Origin of the sequence: Streptomyces bohaiensis, assembly GCF_012033785.1 — a bacterium.
Lineage (GTDB): Bacteria > Actinomycetota > Actinomycetes > Streptomycetales > Streptomycetaceae > Streptomyces > Streptomyces bohaiensis.
The window spans coordinates 27,034-43,664 of sequence record NZ_JAAVJC010000018.1; the positions used below are offsets into that span (position 1 = coordinate 27,034).

General features: G+C 72.8%; 21 protein-coding genes and 1 tRNA gene. 19 read left to right on the forward strand and 3 right to left on the reverse strand.

Going from position 1 to position 16,631, the window contains the following annotated elements; genetic code table 11:
• Positions 1 to 3: 3 nt before the first annotated feature.
• The 17 genes from HCN52_RS04525 (at position 4) to HCN52_RS04605 (ending at position 13,660) form a co-directional block, all read left to right on the forward strand.
• Entirely contained in the window at positions 4 to 786 is a 783-nt protein-coding gene (locus HCN52_RS04525) for an HK97 family phage prohead protease (protein WP_168087051.1), read from the forward strand.
• Complete coding sequence (locus HCN52_RS04530) at positions 783 to 2,051, forward strand: phage major capsid protein (protein WP_168087052.1); 1,269 nt, start codon at positions 783 to 785, stop codon at positions 2,049 to 2,051. Before HCN52_RS04525 ends, HCN52_RS04530 begins: the two co-directional genes overlap by 4 nt.
• On the forward strand, positions 2,051 to 2,239 hold the full coding sequence (locus HCN52_RS04535) for a hypothetical protein (RefSeq protein ID WP_168087053.1): 189 nt from the start codon (positions 2,051 to 2,053) through the stop codon (positions 2,237 to 2,239). The genes HCN52_RS04530 and HCN52_RS04535 overlap by 1 nt, the downstream gene beginning before the upstream one ends.
• Positions 2,240 to 2,241: 2 nt before the next feature.
• The gene (locus HCN52_RS04540) at positions 2,242 to 2,775 is read left to right on the forward strand and encodes a head-tail connector protein (protein WP_168087054.1); all 534 of its coding nucleotides are present in this window, start codon (positions 2,242 to 2,244) and stop codon (positions 2,773 to 2,775) included.
• Positions 2,772 to 3,137, forward strand: coding sequence for a hypothetical protein (locus HCN52_RS04545; protein WP_168087055.1), 366 nt, complete (start codon positions 2,772 to 2,774; stop codon positions 3,135 to 3,137). Before HCN52_RS04540 ends, HCN52_RS04545 begins: the two co-directional genes overlap by 4 nt.
• A 4-nt stretch (positions 3,138 to 3,141) precedes the next feature.
• Complete coding sequence (locus HCN52_RS04550; protein WP_168087056.1) at positions 3,142 to 3,417, forward strand: hypothetical protein; 276 nt, start codon at positions 3,142 to 3,144, stop codon at positions 3,415 to 3,417.
• Positions 3,414 to 3,806, forward strand: coding sequence for a phage tail termination protein (locus HCN52_RS04555; RefSeq protein WP_168087057.1), 393 nt, complete (start codon positions 3,414 to 3,416; stop codon positions 3,804 to 3,806). The genes HCN52_RS04550 and HCN52_RS04555 overlap by 4 nt, the downstream gene beginning before the upstream one ends.
• 14 nt (positions 3,807 to 3,820) lie before the next feature.
• Positions 3,821 to 4,513, forward strand: a complete 693-nt coding sequence (locus HCN52_RS04560) for a phage tail tube protein (RefSeq protein WP_168087058.1) — start codon at positions 3,821 to 3,823, stop codon at positions 4,511 to 4,513.
• Between the two features lie 87 nt (positions 4,514 to 4,600).
• Complete coding sequence (locus HCN52_RS04565; RefSeq protein WP_168087059.1) at positions 4,601 to 4,918, forward strand: hypothetical protein; 318 nt, start codon at positions 4,601 to 4,603, stop codon at positions 4,916 to 4,918.
• Between the two features lie 53 nt (positions 4,919 to 4,971).
• Entirely contained in the window at positions 4,972 to 5,313 is a 342-nt protein-coding gene (locus HCN52_RS04570) for a hypothetical protein (protein WP_168087060.1), read from the forward strand.
• Between the two features lie 213 nt (positions 5,314 to 5,526).
• Positions 5,527 to 7,635: a phage tail tape measure protein gene (locus HCN52_RS04575; protein WP_168087061.1), complete on the forward strand. Its 2,109-nt coding sequence runs from the start codon at positions 5,527 to 5,529 to the stop codon at positions 7,633 to 7,635.
• Positions 7,636 to 7,645: 10 nt separating this feature from the next.
• The gene (locus HCN52_RS04580) at positions 7,646 to 11,125 is read left to right on the forward strand and encodes a hypothetical protein (RefSeq protein WP_168087062.1); all 3,480 of its coding nucleotides are present in this window, start codon (positions 7,646 to 7,648) and stop codon (positions 11,123 to 11,125) included.
• A gap of 9 nt (positions 11,126 to 11,134) precedes the next feature.
• The gene (locus HCN52_RS04585; RefSeq protein WP_168087063.1) at positions 11,135 to 11,554 is read left to right on the forward strand and encodes a hypothetical protein; all 420 of its coding nucleotides are present in this window, start codon (positions 11,135 to 11,137) and stop codon (positions 11,552 to 11,554) included.
• Between the two features lie 67 nt (positions 11,555 to 11,621).
• Complete coding sequence (locus tag HCN52_RS04590) at positions 11,622 to 12,575, forward strand: peptidoglycan recognition protein family protein (RefSeq protein ID WP_168087064.1); 954 nt, start codon at positions 11,622 to 11,624, stop codon at positions 12,573 to 12,575.
• Positions 12,576 to 12,580: 5 nt separating this feature from the next.
• Positions 12,581 to 12,859, forward strand: coding sequence for a holin (locus HCN52_RS04595; protein WP_168087065.1), 279 nt, complete (start codon positions 12,581 to 12,583; stop codon positions 12,857 to 12,859).
• The gene (locus HCN52_RS04600; RefSeq protein WP_168087066.1) at positions 12,856 to 13,320 is read left to right on the forward strand and encodes a hypothetical protein; all 465 of its coding nucleotides are present in this window, start codon (positions 12,856 to 12,858) and stop codon (positions 13,318 to 13,320) included. The genes HCN52_RS04595 and HCN52_RS04600 overlap by 4 nt, the downstream gene beginning before the upstream one ends.
• Positions 13,313 to 13,660 (forward strand): hypothetical protein, encoded by a 348-nt coding sequence (locus HCN52_RS04605; RefSeq protein WP_168087067.1) that lies wholly within the window; start codon positions 13,313 to 13,315, stop codon positions 13,658 to 13,660. The genes HCN52_RS04600 and HCN52_RS04605 overlap by 8 nt, the downstream gene beginning before the upstream one ends.
• An 82-nt stretch (positions 13,661 to 13,742) precedes the next feature.
• On the opposite strand, the gene HCN52_RS04610 is transcribed toward HCN52_RS04605, so the two are convergent.
• From HCN52_RS04610 to HCN52_RS04620, 3 genes are all read right to left on the reverse strand, one after another.
• Positions 13,743 to 13,946 (reverse strand): hypothetical protein, encoded by a 204-nt coding sequence (locus HCN52_RS04610; protein ID WP_168087068.1) that lies wholly within the window; start codon positions 13,944 to 13,946, stop codon positions 13,743 to 13,745.
• 225 nt (positions 13,947 to 14,171) lie between these two features.
• Positions 14,172 to 14,414, reverse strand: a complete 243-nt coding sequence (locus tag HCN52_RS04615) for a helix-turn-helix transcriptional regulator (protein WP_168087069.1) — start codon at positions 14,412 to 14,414, stop codon at positions 14,172 to 14,174.
• Positions 14,415 to 14,858: 444 nt separating this feature from the next.
• A tRNA-Ala gene (locus tag HCN52_RS04620) sits at positions 14,859 to 14,931 on the reverse strand.
• A 140-nt stretch (positions 14,932 to 15,071) separates the two neighbouring features.
• Between HCN52_RS04620 and HCN52_RS04625 the strand changes: the two genes are divergently transcribed.
• Positions 15,072 to 15,632, forward strand: a complete 561-nt coding sequence (locus tag HCN52_RS04625) for a helix-turn-helix domain-containing protein (protein ID WP_168087070.1) — start codon at positions 15,072 to 15,074, stop codon at positions 15,630 to 15,632.
• A gap of 14 nt (positions 15,633 to 15,646) precedes the next feature.
• Positions 15,647 to 16,631 (forward strand): serine/threonine-protein kinase (locus HCN52_RS04630; protein ID WP_168087071.1); only part of this gene is annotated, 985 nt, incomplete at its 3' end.

A 16,631-nucleotide genomic window follows, 5' to 3' on the forward strand; every position in this document is an offset into this window, starting at 1 on the left:
CCGGTGCGAACCAAGGAATGCAAGGCCCGCGTGAAGGCCGCGGGTGAGGCCGACGGGTTGAAGGACGGCCAGTTCCGGGCCCTCGTCAGCGTCTTCGGCAACGAGGACAGCATGGGCGATGTGATCCGCCCCGGGGCGTTCGCCGACGTTCTCGCCGCGTGGAAGGCGTCCGAGGACCCGATCCCGGTGGTGTGGGCGCACAAGTGGGGCGACCCCATGGCCCACATCGGGTCGGTGATCGAGGCGAAGGAGACCGACGCCGGGCTGGAAGTGCTGGCGCAGGTCCAGGACATGGACAGCAACCCCGTCGCCAAGCAGGTCCACGGGCTGCTCAAAGGCAGGCGCATCACCCAGTTCTCCTTCGCCTACGACGTCGCCGAAGCCGGGTGGATCGAGACCGACGACCTGGAGAAGCACCCCTGGGGCGAGTACTACGAGATCCGCCGCATGGGCGCCCTGTACGAGGTCGGGCCGTGCCTCGTCGGCGCCAACCAGGAGACGTCCCTGCTCGCCGCGAAGGCCGCTGACTTCGCCCACCGGGCCAAGGCCGGGCGGGTGCTGTCCCAGGCGAACTACGACACCCTCTCGTCCGCGCACACCGCCATCGGCGATGTGCTCGCCGCGGCCGAACCCCAGAAGACCGCCCGCTCCGGTACCGGCCAGCAGCCCCGGACCGCGCCCGCCGCCGCCCCCACCGGGGCCGCCGCGAAGGCCGCCGGCCCGCTGCCCGCCCAGGTCGCCGCATGGGCCACCACCAACCTGATGACCACCGGAGGTACCCGATGACGCTGCGAGAGCGGCTCCAGGCGCTGGCCACCGAGGCCGGCGACCTTGCCGAGAAGGCGAAGTCCGAGGGGCGTGACTTCACGCCCGAGGAGATCGAGCGGATCACCGCCATCAAGACCGAGCACGACAAGGTCGCCGAGAAGGTGAAGGCGGCCGACGCGGCGCAGGCCGCCGCCGCGGCCGTCGCCGGTTCCGGCGGGGCGAAGACGCCTCGCGCCGGCGCGCAGGTGAAGGACCGGGACGACGTGCCCGCCACCTTCGGCGGCCGATTCGTCAAGAGCCCCCTGTACGAGGCATTCCGCAAGGCCAACCCATCCGGCGTGGGCCGCGGGTCCCCGGTCGACATCGGCCGTGTCGGCGTCGGAACGCTGGACGAGTGGATGGCCGGCCGAAAGGCGGCGCCCCTCACCGTCGACCTCGGGCACGTCGCGCCGATCCGCATGCCCCTGGTGGACCAGGTCGACCGCGACGAGCTGACCATCCTGGACCTCATCTCGCGCGGCCAGACCGCGGGGAACTTCGAGTACCTCCAGGTCACCGGCGTGGAGCGTAACGCGGCGGTCGTCCCGGACGAGATCCTCCCGGGCGACGCCGTCCTGAAGCCGACGTCCCGCATCGCGACCGAGCTCGCCGACGCGAAGGTGTACACGTACGCCGACGGCTACGACGTGACGAACGCGCTGCTGTCTGACGCGCCGGCCCTCGCGTCCTACATGAACAACGAGCTGGAGTACTCCCTCGACTGGGTCATCGAGGACAAGCTCCTCAACGGGTCCGGGAGCAACGGGGAGCCGCGGGGCATCCTGAACACGACCGGCGTCCAGGAGCTGACCTACACCCCGGGCCCGGACGCGATGGCGCAGGTCCGGGCGATCCGACAGGCCATCACGCGCATCACCACGCTCCCGGGCGGCCAGGTCACCGCGGTCCTGATGAGCCCCGAGGATGACGAGTCCTGGGACCTCCTCCAGGACGCGAACGACCGGTTCTTCGGTCAGGGCCCCTTCGGCCAGGGCCCGGCCACCTCGTGGGGTCGCACCCGCGCGCTGTCGCAGCGGCTCGCGCCGGGCACAGTGATCCTCGGGGACTGGCGCCAGGTCGCGCTGCTGGACCGCGAGGGGCTGTCGGTCCTGGCGTTCAACCAGCACAAGGACTACGCGCAGCGGAACCTCGTGTACGTCCGCGCTGAGCTGCGGGCGGCCCAGGTCATCTGGAAGCCGAACCGCCTGATCGTGGTCCGCCCCGAGACGGGTGGTGAGGGCTGATGACCGAGGGCCCCGTCCACAAGATGATCACGATCGACGGCGTTCGGGTGCGGCCGGAGGACGAGGCGCGGTACCGGGCCCGCCGGGGCCTACCGCGCCGCCGGCAGGCGCCGCCGGTGACCGCTGCTGAGGCCGATCCGGCCCCGGCGAAGCGGACCCGGAAGCCCCCCACCGCGCCGAAGGAGTAGCGATGGAGCCGTACCTGGCCGCTCCGGCCGACCTGGCGCCGCTGCTCGGCATAGGAGCGGACGACCCCCGCCTCCTCGCCGCGCTGGCCGCGGCGACCCGGCGGTTCCGCGGCCAGGTGCGGCACCCCGTCACCCGGGCCACGTCCACGATCGACCTGGACGGGTCCGGGGGCGACGTGCTCCAACTCCCGGCCGCGCCGGTCGTCGCCGTCGGCCAGGTCCTCGTCGACGGCGACCCGGCCACGGGCTGGCGTGTGCGGTACGCGGCGGGCCTGCTCCAGCGGCCCGGCGGGTGCTGGCCGGAGTGGTCCCGGATCACCGTCACCTACACCCACGGCCACGAGACCGCGCCGGACGACGTCGCCGAAGCGGTCGTTGACCTCGCGCGGGTGCTGTACCGGGCGGACCCGGCGATCCAGCAGATCACCACCGGCAGCGAGTCGCTGTCGTACAACTCCAGCGTCGTCACCGGCGCCACGAGCCAGTGGACCGCGGCGGTGGAGCACCACCGGCTGAACCTCGGGGATTCGGCGTGAGCGCGATCGGGGCGGCGTGGTGGCACCGCGACCGCCTCACCCGCGTGAGAGCCGATGTCGTGGCTGACGCCTACGGCAACCCGACGCGGGACTGGCCGAACGCCGTCCGCGCCGAACTCCCCGGGGAGTGGCGGGTACAGCCGATGCCCGGCGTCGACGTCGACACCGCGGAGACCCTGCCGCGGGACGGGCTGGATCGCTCCCGGCGGGCCTACGGGCCGCTGGACGCGGACGTGCTGGCCACGGACCGCATCGAGTGGGACGGCGAGACCTGGGTGATCTCCGGCGAGATCGGCCGGCACCGGTCGCCGACCGGGGCGATAGATCACACCGTGATGACCCTGACCAGGATGGAGGGCTGACGACGTGGCGAAGATCCGTATCGAGGTGCCGCGGGGCGGCATCCGGCAGATCGCCCGCTCCGACCGCGTGAAGGCGGACCTGGAGCGGCGGGCCCGGCAGGTCGCCGCAGCCGCGCGGGCCACCGCCCCGACGATGCACACCGGGACGATCCAGGTCACCACCGAGTCGACCAAGGGCAAGGACCGCGCCCGGGCGAACGTCATCGCCCTGCACCCGGGGGTGTTGGCCGCCGAAGCGAAGTACGCGTTCATCCGCCGCGCATTGGACGCCGCGCGGTGACGGGGCCGGCCCACCGGTTCCCGGACGCCGCGCGGCTGGCCGTCGACTACCTCCGTCCGCTCCTCCCCGGGGTGCACGTGGGCACGGCGGTGCCGCGCCCACGGCTGCCGGAGATGGTGCTGCTGCGGCGGATCGGCGGGAGCCAGCGCAACGCGCTGGTGGACGACGCGCGGCTGGACGTGCAGGTGTGGGCCGGCAGCGACGCCCGCGCCACCGAGCTCGCCGAGGAAGCCCGCGCCCACCTCGCCGCTATCGGCCGGCACCGCAGCGAGGTGCGGCAGGTCGACGTGTCCACCGGCCCGACGCTCATCCCCGACGCGCCCGCGGACGTACCGCGCGCGCTCATGACCATCACCCTGTCGGTCCGCGGCGCCGCCGTCCCGACGTAGAGAGAGGACGCCACATGGCGAAGGAGACCGCGAACGCCCGCGCCTGGTACGGCGCCGACTCGGGGCTGTGGGTGACCCTCCCGGGCCAGCCCGTGCCCCCGCTACCGGGACCGATGTACGAGGAGAACACCTTCTCCCCGCCCGGGGAGGGTTGGTACGAACTGGGGTGGCTCAGCGAGGACGGCCCTACGCAGGGCCGGAGCCGCACGGTGGAACGCTTCCGCGCTTGGCAGGGCCACACCCTCGTCCGCACCGCAGTGACGGAGGACGACCACACCTTCCAGGTCCAGGCCCTGGAGGACAACTGGGTGGTGCAGCAGCTCAGGTACCCGTCGTCGCCGATGACGACCGCCGCCGGTCTCACCACCACGGTGGTCACGCCGCAGCGCGGTGAGGACGTCCGCTCCGGCGTCCTCGACCTGAGCGACGGCGACACCTGGAAGCGCATCTTCGTCCCCCGCCTCGTCGTCGACGAGATGGGGGACACCAGCTTCACCGCTGGGGAGCTGACCATGTACGAGCTGACGCTCCTCGCCCGCCCGCACGTCATGACCGTCGGCGACTACACGGGGCCCGTGACGCTGATCGAGGTCACGAACGCGGCCGGGATGGTGCAGCCCACCGGCGGCGAGGGCCCCGAGGCCATGGTGCTGGCGAAGGCGTCTGCGACGCGCCGCCCGACGGCCGACCGGCCGACCGTGGCCTGACCCACCCACAGACAGGGGCGCCCCGCCATGCGCGGTCCGGGGCGCCCCTTCCCATGTCCAGACCGCGCGCACCAGGAGAGACCGCGCATGAGCAAGAAGACGACGTACAGCCTGGACGAGCTGCGGCAGCGTGCTGCCGACCGCAAGGGCGGCGACAAGCTCACCATCACCGCCGGCGGGAAGCCCTTCAGCATCCCGATGCCCGGTTTCTGGCCGGACGAGGTGAAGCGCAAGGCGCTCTCCTCCCGGTCTGAGGGCGACGAGCCCTTCATCCGCGCTCTGATGGGCAGCGACGCCTTCGACCGCTTCGTCGCGGCCGGCGGGCGGACCGACGACATCAACCTCCTCCTCCAGGAGTACAAGGAGGCGCAGGGCGCTGACCTGGGGGAATCCTCGGCCTCGTAGAGCTCCTGGAGAGGTACTACGGGGAGATCGAGTACGACCTCCTGCGGATCGGCGTGGACATCACGGACGTGGGCACCCCGCGTCTGACGTGGGGTCGCCTGCGCCGCATCCTCGCCGCTCAGCCGCCGACGTCGGCGAGCGCCTACGCGTGGGCACGGTGCGCTGAGGGCGGGGCCTGGCCGATCGACATCGAGCTGCTCGCCGGGTCGGTCGATGCGCTGTCGGTGGCGAACTGGCAGCGGTCGAAGAAGGCCAGCCAGGCGAGTTCGGCGCCGAAGCCGATCAAGCGGCCGAACAAGACCGAGGCCCTCCGGGGCGAGGCGAAGGCAGAGCTGGAGACCCGGGGTCGGCGGCTGCTGGAGCGGCAGCGGCCCCGGCCCGCCGCCAGCGTGTAGGAGAGGGGTGGGGCGGTGGCGTCCGGACCGCAGGTAGGCACAGCGTGGGTCGCGATCGTCCCCTCCTTCTCGGGCTTCGCGAGCAGCATCGAGTCGGAGCTGTCCCGGGCGGCATCGTCTGCCGCCCGGGCTGCTGCGAGCGAGGCGTCCCGCGAGTTCAACAAGGAGTTCGAGCGGGAGTCGTCCAGCTCCCCGCCTGAGCCCGCGTGGGACATGGGCGGCGTCGGGATGGCGGCCGGGGCGGTCGCGGCCGGCGGGCTCGCCCTCGGCATGCAGGCCGCCATGGACATCTCCGGTGCCACCAGCCAGATCACGGCCCAGCTCGGGATGACCGAGGCAGAGGCCGCCCGGGTCGGCGACACGGCCGGCGACCTCTTCACCTCTGGGTGGGGCGAGTCGATGGGCGATGCGACGCAGGCCGTCGGCGCCGTCATCACCTCAATCGGCGACCTCGGGGACTTCACCGACGCCGAGCTGAGCAGCATGACCAAGTCGGCCATGGGCCTTGCCGACGCCTTCGAGCTGGACGTGACGGAGTCGACCCACGCGGTGGGGCAGCTCATCAAGACCGGCCTCGTCTCAGACGCGGAGCAGGGCTTCGACCTCATCGCCGCGACGATGCAGCAGATCCCGGCAGGGCTCCGGGACGACGTGCTGCCGACCATCGGTGAGTACTCGACTCAGTTCAGGAATCTCGGGTTGACCGGCGAGCAGGCCATGGCGCTGATGTCGCAGGGCGTCCAGGCGGGTGCGCGCGACGTGGATGTCGTCGCCGACACGCTGAAGGAATTCAGCATCGAGGCCGTCGCGGGCAGCGAAGACATGGCCGAAGCCTGGGAGGACCTCGGGATCTCCAGCGAGGACATGTTCGCGAAGCTCGGGGAGGGCGGCTCGTCCGCCACCGAGGTCCTCGGCATCACCCTGGATGCGCTGCGGGACATCGAGGACCCGATCGAGCGCAACGCCATGGCGATCGAGTTCTTCGGAACCAAAGCGGAGGACATGGGGTCAGCTTTGTACGCGCTGGACCCGACCACGGCCGTCCTGGAGGACATGGCAGGGGCCAGCGCGGACCTGAACGCGACACTGGAGGAGGATCCGGGGCGGCAGCTCCAGGCGACGTGGCGCGAGCTGGCTCTGACGCTCGGGACGGCCCTGCTGCCGGTGCTGTCCACGGTGGGGTCGATCGTCGGCGAGAACTCGTCGGCGTTCGTCGGGCTGGGGTTGGCGCTGGGCGCCGCCGCGGCGGCGGTGACCTTGGTGAACTTCGCGACGAAGGCCTGGACGGCGGCGCTGACGGTGGTCCGGGTGGCCACCCTGGCGTGGGCAGCGGTGCAGTGGATCATGAATGCCGCGCTCTGGGCGAACCCCATCGGGTTGGTGATCCTCGCGATCCTGGCGATTATCGCCGTCATCGTGGTGGCGATCGTCTACTGGGACGAGATCGCGGCGGCGATCTCCGCTGCCTGGGGCTGGATCGTCGACGCGACATCTGCGGCCTGGACGTGGCTGGTTGCGGCGCTGGGTCAGCTGTGGTCGTGGGTGTCGGCGGCTGCGGTCGCGGCCTGGCGGGCGGTGTCGGATGCGGTGTCCGCGGGCTGGCGGTGGATCACCGGCACGGTGTCCGCCGGGTGGCGGTGGCTGACGCGGACCCTGGGCCAGCTCTGGTCCAGCGTGACCGGGGCGGCCGGGGCGGCCTGGCGGTGGGTGTCCTCGCTGATCTCGGGCGCGTGGACGAGCATCACCGGGGCCGTGTCCCGGGCCGCATCGAGCCTGTCGGGGCTGCTGTCCCGCACCTGGTCGTCGATCCGGTCCAGCGTCTCGTCCGCATGGACGAGGGTGCGCACGGCGATCACCGACGCCATCAGCGGGGCGGTGCGGAGCGTCCGTGCGACGCTGTGGCGCTTCACCCAGATCGGCCGCGACATCATCTCGGGCATGGCCCGCGGCATCACCAGCGCGGCGAGCTTCGTGGCCGACGCGGCGCGGAACGCGGCGAGGGGCGCCCTGAACGCCGCGAAGTCCTTCCTGGGGATCGGGAGTCCGTCGAAGCTGTTCGCGGCCGAGGTCGGCCAGTGGATTCCCGCCGGAGTTGAAGTCGGGATCGAGGGCGGCCAGCGGGACCTGACGAAGCGCATCGACGCCATGGTGCAGGTCCCCGACGTGCCGGTGGTGCGCGCGACGGTCGCCACCGGGCAGGCCGCGGCGCCGGCGCCGCTGGTGATCCGCGCGGACGGCACTCGGGCGTCCCGCGCGCTGGTGGAGATCCTGCGGCACTCCGTTCGTACCGAGCTAGGCGGGGACCTGTCCCGCCTGACGTAGGAGGTAGCACGTGCCCGACATCCGGCTGGAGCTGGCGCTGGGGGCATCGCCCGACAGCGAGCCGTCCACCTGGACGTGGACCGACGTCACGCCCCGCGTCGGCGCCCAGGAGGTGTCCGTCGCTGTCGGGCGGCCGGAGGGCGACACCGACCCGACCCCCGCGTCGGCGACCATCACCCTGGACAACCGCGACGGGGCGCTGACCCCGGACCACCCCGGATCCCCGTACTACCCGCACGTCCGCCTCGGGACCCCGGCGCGGCTGTGGGTCCGGGCCGGGGAGCGGCATCTCCTCGTGCCGGACCGGGTCGGCGCGCGCGCCCGGGTGGACGACGTGTCCGCGCTGCGGGTCACCGGAGACCTCGATGTCCGTGTGGAGGTGGCACTGGATAGGGTGCCCGCGCAGTGGGCGACGCCCGCGCCGGAGACGTACCTGGCGCATGACGCGACCAGCCAAGAGCTGATCGGCCGGTACTACCTGACAGCGACCGGCAGGTCGTGGCGCCTCTTGGTCGACGAAATCGGCTGCCTGCGCCTCGGCTGGAGCCGTGACGGCACGGCCGCCACCTTCACCGAGGTGGCAAGCACGGATGCCATCCCCTACGGCTCCGGGGAGCGGTGCGCGCTCCGGGTGACGCTGGATGTCGCCGACGGGGCCGGTGGGCACACCATCAGCTTCTACACCGCCCGCTCAATCTCCGGCCCGTGGCGGCGCCTCGGGACGCCGGTGACCCTGCCGGGCAGCACGCAGATCCACCCCGCCGTCGGGACGCCGCTCGACATCGGGGACATTGCTCAGCTGGGCTTCGCGCGCGGGGCAGGCCGCTGGTACCGGGCCCAGGTGCGGGCGGGCATCGACGGCGAGCTGGTGGCGGACGCCGACTTCACGGCACGCCCGCTGGGCTACCCGACGAGTTGGGTCGACTCGGCCGGCCGCACCTGGCTCGCGGGGAACGGCGCGATGATCGTCGACTGGCAGCGGCGCCTCGCTGGGGAGATCGCTGAGATCGCCCCGGAGTGGCCTCACGGGGACCTGGCTGACGAGGCCTCCGGCTACGAGGGGGAGTCCACCGTCACGCTGACCATCGCTGGGGTGTTGCGGCGCCTCGGCACCGGCCAGCCCCCGCTCCAGTCGACGCTCCGCAGACGCATCCCTGCTGACCAGCCTGCCGGGTACTGGCCGCTGGAGGACGGGCCGCAGGCCACGCAGGGCGCCAGCGCGGTGGATGGGGTCAGGCCGATGGTGTGGCGCGGGCCGGTCCGCCCCTCGCAGGGCACCCCGCCGCCGGGTGCCGCCAGTGTGGTGACCCTGGACGCGGGCGCCTCGTGGGCTGCCACCCCCCGGCGGCTGACCCCGGGGCAGTGGCGGATCGAGTTCCTCTACAACCTCGGGTCGACGATGCCCGACACGACCGCCTTGCAGGAGGTCGTGGTCGCGCACACGACCGGCACCTGGTCGCGCCTCGCGGTGTACCTGCTGCCCACCTCCATCCAGCTCCGTGGCTGGCGGGCCCCGGACGAGGGCGCCCCTTCCGAGATCCTCACCAACACGGCCGCTCCCGGGCTGCTGGACGGGCCCGGGGGCTGGGGGCGGATGATCCTCCGGGCGGTGCAGACCGGGGCGTCCACCACCATCTACCTGCACTGGGTCAGCGTCGGGGGCGGGGGGTTCATGCCGAGCTGGACCGGGACGGCCACGGCTGGCGCGGTCACCCGCATCACCGCGACGCCCGGGCCCGAGCTGGCCGGGATGCAGATCGGACACCTCGCGCTCCTCCCGGATGCCGCATCGACTGCCTACGTCGGGGCCGATGACGGGTACTCGGGCGAGCGGGCGCTGACCCGCATCCGGCGGATCGCGCGGGAGACCGGGGCTGCGATCACCGCTGCCGGCGTCCCCGTACTCTCGCCCCGGATGGGTCCGCAGCGGGTGGCGACTGTCCTGGATCTCGTGCAGGACTGCGCTGCCGCGGACGGCGGCGTGCTCAGCGAGCGGCGGACCGTGCCGGGGCTGGAGTACCGCGCTCGCCACCTCCTCTACTCGCCGACGGTGCGGCTCCCGCTGGATGCGCGAGCGGTCGAAGGCGGGCGGATCTCCTCGGAGATCGCCCACCCCTTCGCGCCGGTGCTGGAGGACACGCGGCTGCGGAACGCGGTCACCGTCTCCCGCCCCGAGGGCAGCTCGGAGACAGCGGAGGACGCGGCGTCGATCGCCGCAGCGGGACGCCGGCCCGGGTCGACGGAGATCAACCTCGCCTCGGACGACGACCTCCCGGGCCAGGCGCACTGGCGTCTCGCGCTCGGCTCCTGGCCGGGGCTCCGCTACCCGGCGGTGACCACCGATCTCGTGATGGCGCCGCAGCGGACGGACGACTGGCTGTCTGCTGCTGCGGGCACCCGGGCGGTGGTCACCGGCCTCCCACCGCAGCACCCGGGGGACGCGGACCTGCTGCTGGAACACCTCACCGAGCGGATCACCCCGCACAGCCACTCGGTGACGGCTACGTGCTCCCCGGCCGGGCCGTACCTCGTCGGGGTCGTCACCCCGGAGGAGGGCGAGGACAGGGACGCGCCGCACCACGTCGACACCGACGGGTCGATCCTTGCGGAACCGGTCGGGCGGGAGGAGGAGACCCTGCTCGTCGCCGCCACGGCCGGCCCTCGCTGGGTCGTCACCGGCGGGCCCGAGTCCGACCCCGCGGACGTGCCGCTCGATCTCCTCGTCGGGGGCGAGCTGGTGACGGCCCGCCACATCGGCCCACCGGCAGTCCCCGAGTTCGCCCCCGTCACCTCCGTCGCCCGTGTGGAGACGCCGACGACCGCGCACGCGGCCCCGGCGCTCGTCGCCCCGCAGGACGGTACCTACCTGATCAGCGCGTGGGGCACCTGGGGTGCATCCGGCCCGGGGCTGCACACCCTCCCGGCCGGGACCACCCTCGCCGGGCGGTCCACCGGGCAGTACAGCACCTTGACCGACGGCGTGCAGCTCGTTGCCGCCGGCACGGTCCCGCCACGGGTGGCGACGTTCAGCGCTCCGGACCGGTACGCCGCCGTCAGCATCGCGATGGCGTACCCGACCCTGCTCGACTACAAGTTCGCCGTCAGCAACACGGGCTCCGCGACGATGACCACCATCGCGCTGCCCGCCGGCGCCCGGCTCCTCGTCCTCTACATGTGGGACGAGGACCGGGACGGGACCCAGCCCGAGCCTGGCGGGGGCGCCGGGTGGCAGCGCCTCGCCGACACCGGGGCCGTGCAGGGCTCCAGCCGCATCACGGTCTGGACCCGCACCTCCGTGGCCGGCGGTGTCGAGACGGTAGACCTCCCGCGCGGGATTGCCGACGTCCACGGCCGCCTGTACGCCATGGCCCCGCCCGAGGCCACCGGGCCGCAGCCGGTGACCGTCACCCGCGGCGTCGGCGGTGTCCGCCTCGCCCATCCGGCCGGGGCGCAAGTGCGTCTCGCCCGTCCGATGATCACCGCACTCTAGGAGGCACTCGTGACCCTATGGCGCCCCGGCATGGCCGTCACCGCAGACCGGCTCAACGGCATCGTGATGCCCTGGACGCCACTCTCCGAGTTGGGCAACTGGTCGGGTGTTGGCGCTCCGCACGGCGCCAACGCCCCGAGGATGCAGAAACGGGTCGCGCCCGGCGGCGACCCGGTGTGGGAGTTCGAGGGCGAGATCGAGCTCCCCTCGGTCGCCACGAACTCGATCGTCACCATCTTCACCTTCAGCACTGCGCACCGCGTGTCGCGCGAGCAGCGACTCAGTGTCGGGTGGAACACCACCGGCTACTACTCATTCTGGATCCGCTTGCTGACCAGCGGGACTTTCGCGACGGGCCTACCTGCCGCGGCGACAACCACCGCGTCGACCCGGCTCTCCCTGGCGGGCGTGCGCATCACCAACCCCTGACCCACACCATCCACCACCGGCCCCGGGGCGTGCTCCCCGGGGCCTCGTCATGTCTGGAGGTGGCCGCGTGGCCACACCACTGACCGCGAAAGCGATGCTCAAGGCACTGACCGAGGAAGGCGTCAACGTCATCGAGGTCGGGTCGTGGCGCACCCACAACCGCGGCACGCGCGGCACAGGGTGGGGCCCGGTGAACGGGGTGATGATCCACCACACCGTCACGTCCGGCACCGACGCGTCGGTCCGGATCTGCCGGGACGGGTACGCCGGGCTTCCCGGGCCGCTGTGCCACGCGGTCGCGGACAAGCAGGGGCGCATGCACCTGGTCGGTCACGGCCGCGCCAACCACGCGGGGGACGGTGACCCCGACGTCCTGGCGGCGGTGATCCGCGAGGACGAGACCCTCCCCGCGCCGCGCGTCGCCACCCAGGACGGGAACTCCCGGTTCTACGGGCTGGAGGCGGTCAACCTCGGGGACGGCAAGGATCCGTGGCCCGCGGCGCAGCTGGAGGCGATCGCCCGGTGGGCGGCGGCGATCTGCCGCGCGCACGGGTGGAACCAGTACAGCGTGCTGGCCCATGCCGAGTGGCAGCGCGGGAAGATCGATCCGCGCGGCCCGGGGAAGAACGCGTCCGCGATGATGCGGGACCTGCGCGCCCGTGTCGGTGCCCTCCTCGCGGCGCCCGCCGGCGGCGAGAAGCCGAAGCCCCCGCCGAAGCCCACCCCGCCGGCCACCGGGGGCGGGGCGCACACCGTCGCCAGGGGCGAGACCCTGTGGAGCATCGCGCAGCGCTACGGGGTGACGGTGGCTCAGCTGCGGTCGGCGAACCGGCTCTCCGGCGACGTCATCCACCCAGGTCAGCGGCTCACGATCCCCGTGACCACGTACACCGTGCGCCGCGGCGACACCCTCTGGGGCATCGCCAGCAAGCACCGCACCACCGTGGCGAAGCTCAAGGCCGCGAACAAGCTCTCCTCCGACACCATCCACCCGGGGCGCACGCTCCAGATACCGAGGTGACCGACATGACCATGCTGAACTTGCCGTTCTGGCAGGGGGCTTCCGAGAGAGCGGTCCGCACCGCGGCGCAGACGGGAATCGCCACACTGGGCCTGGAGACGACCGGGCTGCTGGACGTGGCGTGGGGCCCGGGCCTCGCGCTGGTCGGGTCGTCCGCAGTGCTGTCGGTCCTCACCTCGATCGTCTCGGCTCCCGTCGGGCAGCACGGGCCCGGGGTGACCGAGTCCGCGCTCCCGTCGCCCCGGAGCCTGCGGGCGGCGCGGGATTGGGACGCGGCCGGGTGACCGGGGGCGTCGTGGCGGCCGTCCGCCGGCGGCTCGGTCGCCGCGGCGCCTACCTGCTGGTCACCGGCATCACGTGGACGCTGTACGGCATCGGCGTGATCATCGACCCGCGGGTCGGCACGATGCGGGCGGCCGTCGTCCTCCGGGACGCGGCGCCGCTCCAGGTGTGGGGCGCGGTGTGGGTGGCGGGCGGCGTGGTCGCCGCGGCGTCCGCGTGGGCCGCGTGCCCGCGGTGGCGCGCGCTCGGGTTCGGGTTCGCCATGTTGCCCCCGTTGCTGTGGGCGCTCGCCTTCGGCTGGGCCTGGGCGACCGGCGAGTACCCGCGGGCCTGGACCGGGGCCGCAGTGTGGGCCGGCGCCGCGGCGAAGGTGTGGATCGTGGCGGGGTGGACCCCGCGCCCGGGGCCGGTGGTGCTCTCGGTCGTGCCTCCCCCGCCGGGGGGAGGGGCGCTGAGTGGATAGCACGTCGACCGGGTGGGGGGCCGTCCTCCTCACCCTGATCAGCACGGTGGGCGCCGGCGTGGTGGGGCTGCTGCACTGGCGCAAGGCGCGGGACGAGGCCAGGGAAGCGCGACAGGTGGCCTCGTTCGAGGCGATCTCCCGGTGGATGGCTGAGGACCGCGAGCGCCTGGCGGCCGACCGCGACCGGCAGGCCCAGCGGATCGCCGACCTCGAAGCGCGCGCCCAGGAGCAGGAGGAGCGGCAGCGCCTCACGATGGCGTACCTCCGGACCCTGCTGGAGGACGTGCGGCGGGCCGGCGCGGAACCGAGCACACCGCCGCCAGGGCTGGACCTGACCTGACGTAGAGAACCCCCCGAGGCATCGCGCCTCGGGGGGTTCTTCGCCGTGCCGGGAGGGGGATCGGCGGCACGGCCAGGGGTGGTCAGCTGGGGCGGACGTCCGCCTCGTACTGGTGCTCCGCACCGGCCGGGGCGTCCCGCCAGTCCCCGACCACGGTGTAGCCCTCCCGGGCCATGGCCTCGGTGGCGGTGGTCGGTGACCAGGGGTCGGCCGTGTACTCGCCGGTCTCCAGGTCGGTGACGTCGCCGCCGTGCCCGAGGCAGTAGCCGAGGTCGCCGCTGTCCATGGCGTCATGCTGCCGGACAGCGCCAGCGTCCCGCAGGCGTTCGCCGCATCTCGCCGTGTGCGGCACCCACGTCGTCCCGCCCCAGAGGCGGCGGGTGTGGCATCGGGGGCAGGTGGCGCCGGTCGCGGGGTCGGGCATGCACCGGATCGTCCCCAGGGTGGGGACGGGCCTCTCGCTACCGGGCCGCCTCTCGGGGGCACGACCCCGGCGCAGGGGCGTGCTCGGCTAGTCGAGATCGGCTGGCAGGAGACTCAGTGGCGAGACCTGGAGCGCTCGGGCGATGCGGAGGATGACGTCCAGCCGCGGGCTGGTGGCCCCCACCTCGGTCCGACTGATGGTCTGCCTGTCGAGCCCGACGCGGTCTGCGAGCTGCTCTTGCGACAGGTTCCGGTGGAGGCGCGCTTCCCTGATGCGACGGCCCGTGTCCAGGCGGGCCGCGACCAGCCAGGGCGGGATCTCGTGGGGCACTCGCCCACATCAGCCGCACCAAGATCATTTGTCTGCATCAGCAGTGCGTCAGTTTTGGATCATGTGCGATGGGCATACCCGATGCGGCGGGGATCGTAGGTCCCCCGCGACGCCAAGCTTCGGTCAAGGCGTCCCGCCCTCGCTCCGGATCGGCGCGGGGGCGGTCTACGTTTGCAGACAGACGGCCCCCCGCTGACGAATGCAGCGGGGGGCCGTTCCGCGGGGCCTACCTCCCCGTAGGTCACCCGCGGTGCGCGAGGGCGTAGGTCCGGGGACGCCGGAGAGAACGTCGCCACCCCTCGTGGCCCATCACCCTACGCGCGCGGGCTTACCCCCCGCGAGCGCCATTCGGGGGGTCTTGTGGACTCCTTGTGGACTTTGGCAAGCAAGAGGCCCGACCGGTCACCGCCGGTCGGGCCTCTTAGTGCCTAGTCAGACACTCTGTGGAGCGTAGGAGAGTCGAACTCCTGACATCTGCCATGCAAAGACAGCGCTCTACCAACTGAGCTAACGCCCCATGCAGGACCAGGGTACCCAATCTTCCGACCTGATTCCGACCGGGTATCGCCCGACGCGGCTCGGCTCCGTAGGATGACGCGGACTTCGCGTACGTGAAGCCCCACCGGGGGACCAGGGGACGACAGGGGAGAAGGAGATATGGAGACGGGGCAGCACGAGGCCACCGATCGCGCACGTGAGCAGCAGACCACCTGGTACGGCGAGCCGCTCGGCACACTCTTCCGCCGTCTCATCACCGATCTCGGCCTCAACCAGGCGCGTCTCGCGGTCGTCCTCGGGCTCTCCGCCCCGATGCTGTCGCAGCTGATGAGCGGACAGCGGGCGAAGATCGGCAACCCGGCCGTCGTGCAGCGGGTCCGGGCGTTGCAGGACCTCGCCACGGAGGTCCGCGGCGGGCAGGTCAGTGCGGCCGAGGCGACCGCCGCCATGGAGGAGATCCGCCGGAGCGCGGGCGGCAACGTCCTGGGCCCCAACTCCTCGTCGACGCGGTCCGGCCAGACCGGCGTGCCGGCCAACCCCACCAAGCGCGTCGTCCGGGAGATCCAGGGGCTGCTGCGGTCGGTCGCCGACGCCTCGGAGATCCAGAGCGCCTCCGCCGCCCTTGCCCACACCCACCCCGAACTCGCCGAGTTCCTGCGGATCTACGGGGTCGCCCGGACCCGCGACGCGGTGGAGCACTACGAGAAGCACCAGGGCTGAGAGCGGAGAGCACCATGGGCGAGGTCTTCGCGGGACGGTACGAGCTGATCGACCCGATCGGGCGGGGCGGGGTGGGCGCCGTCTGGCGTGCCTGGGACCGTCGGCGACGCCGGTACGTGGCGGCGAAGGTGCTGCTGCACTCCGACGCGCACACCCTGCTGCGGTTCGTGCGGGAGCAGGCGCTCCGGATCGACCACCCGCACGTGCTGGCGCCGGCGAGCTGGGCCGCCGACGACGACAAGGTCCTGTTCACCATGGACCTGGTCTCCGGTGGTTCGCTGTCGCATCTGATCGGCGACTACGGCCCGCTTCCGCCGGAGTTCGTGGTGACGCTGCTGGACCAGCTGCTCTCCGGCCTCCAGGCGGTCCACGACGAGGGCGTCGTCCACCGGGACATCAAGCCCGCCAACATCCTGCTGGACGCGACCGGTTCCGGGCGGCCCCGCCTGCGGCTGTCGGACTTCGGGATCTCCATGCGGAAGGGTGAGCCCCGGCTGACGGAGACCAACTTCGTCATGGGGACGCCGGGCTACTTCGCGCCCGAGCAGATGCTCGGCGCGGAACCGGACTTCCCCGCCGACCTGTACGCCGTGGGCCTGGTGGGCCTGTACCTGCTGACCGGTGCCAAGCCGGACTCGCAGGCGCTGTACGAGGCGTACGAGGACGGCCGACCCGATGCGCCGGACGGCGTGCCGGACGTGCTCTGGGACGTCCTCGGGGCGCTGCTCCACCCCGACCCGGAGAACCGTTTCCGCTCGGCGACCGGCGTCCGGCGTGCGCTCGCCCAGGCGACGCTGCTGCTGCCCGGTCCGGCGACGGACCGCGAACCGGTCGAGGTGTTCGACCAGATCGGGCCCCTGCCGGAGGGCTTCGGTCCCGACGGGCCGCTCGCCGCGGCCGAGGCGACAGCGGGGGACGGTGCCGCGAGCACCGCGCCCGCCGGTGTGCGCCGCCCGGGCGGTACCGGGCCGACCGCGCCGCTGACGGACGGTGCGGCAG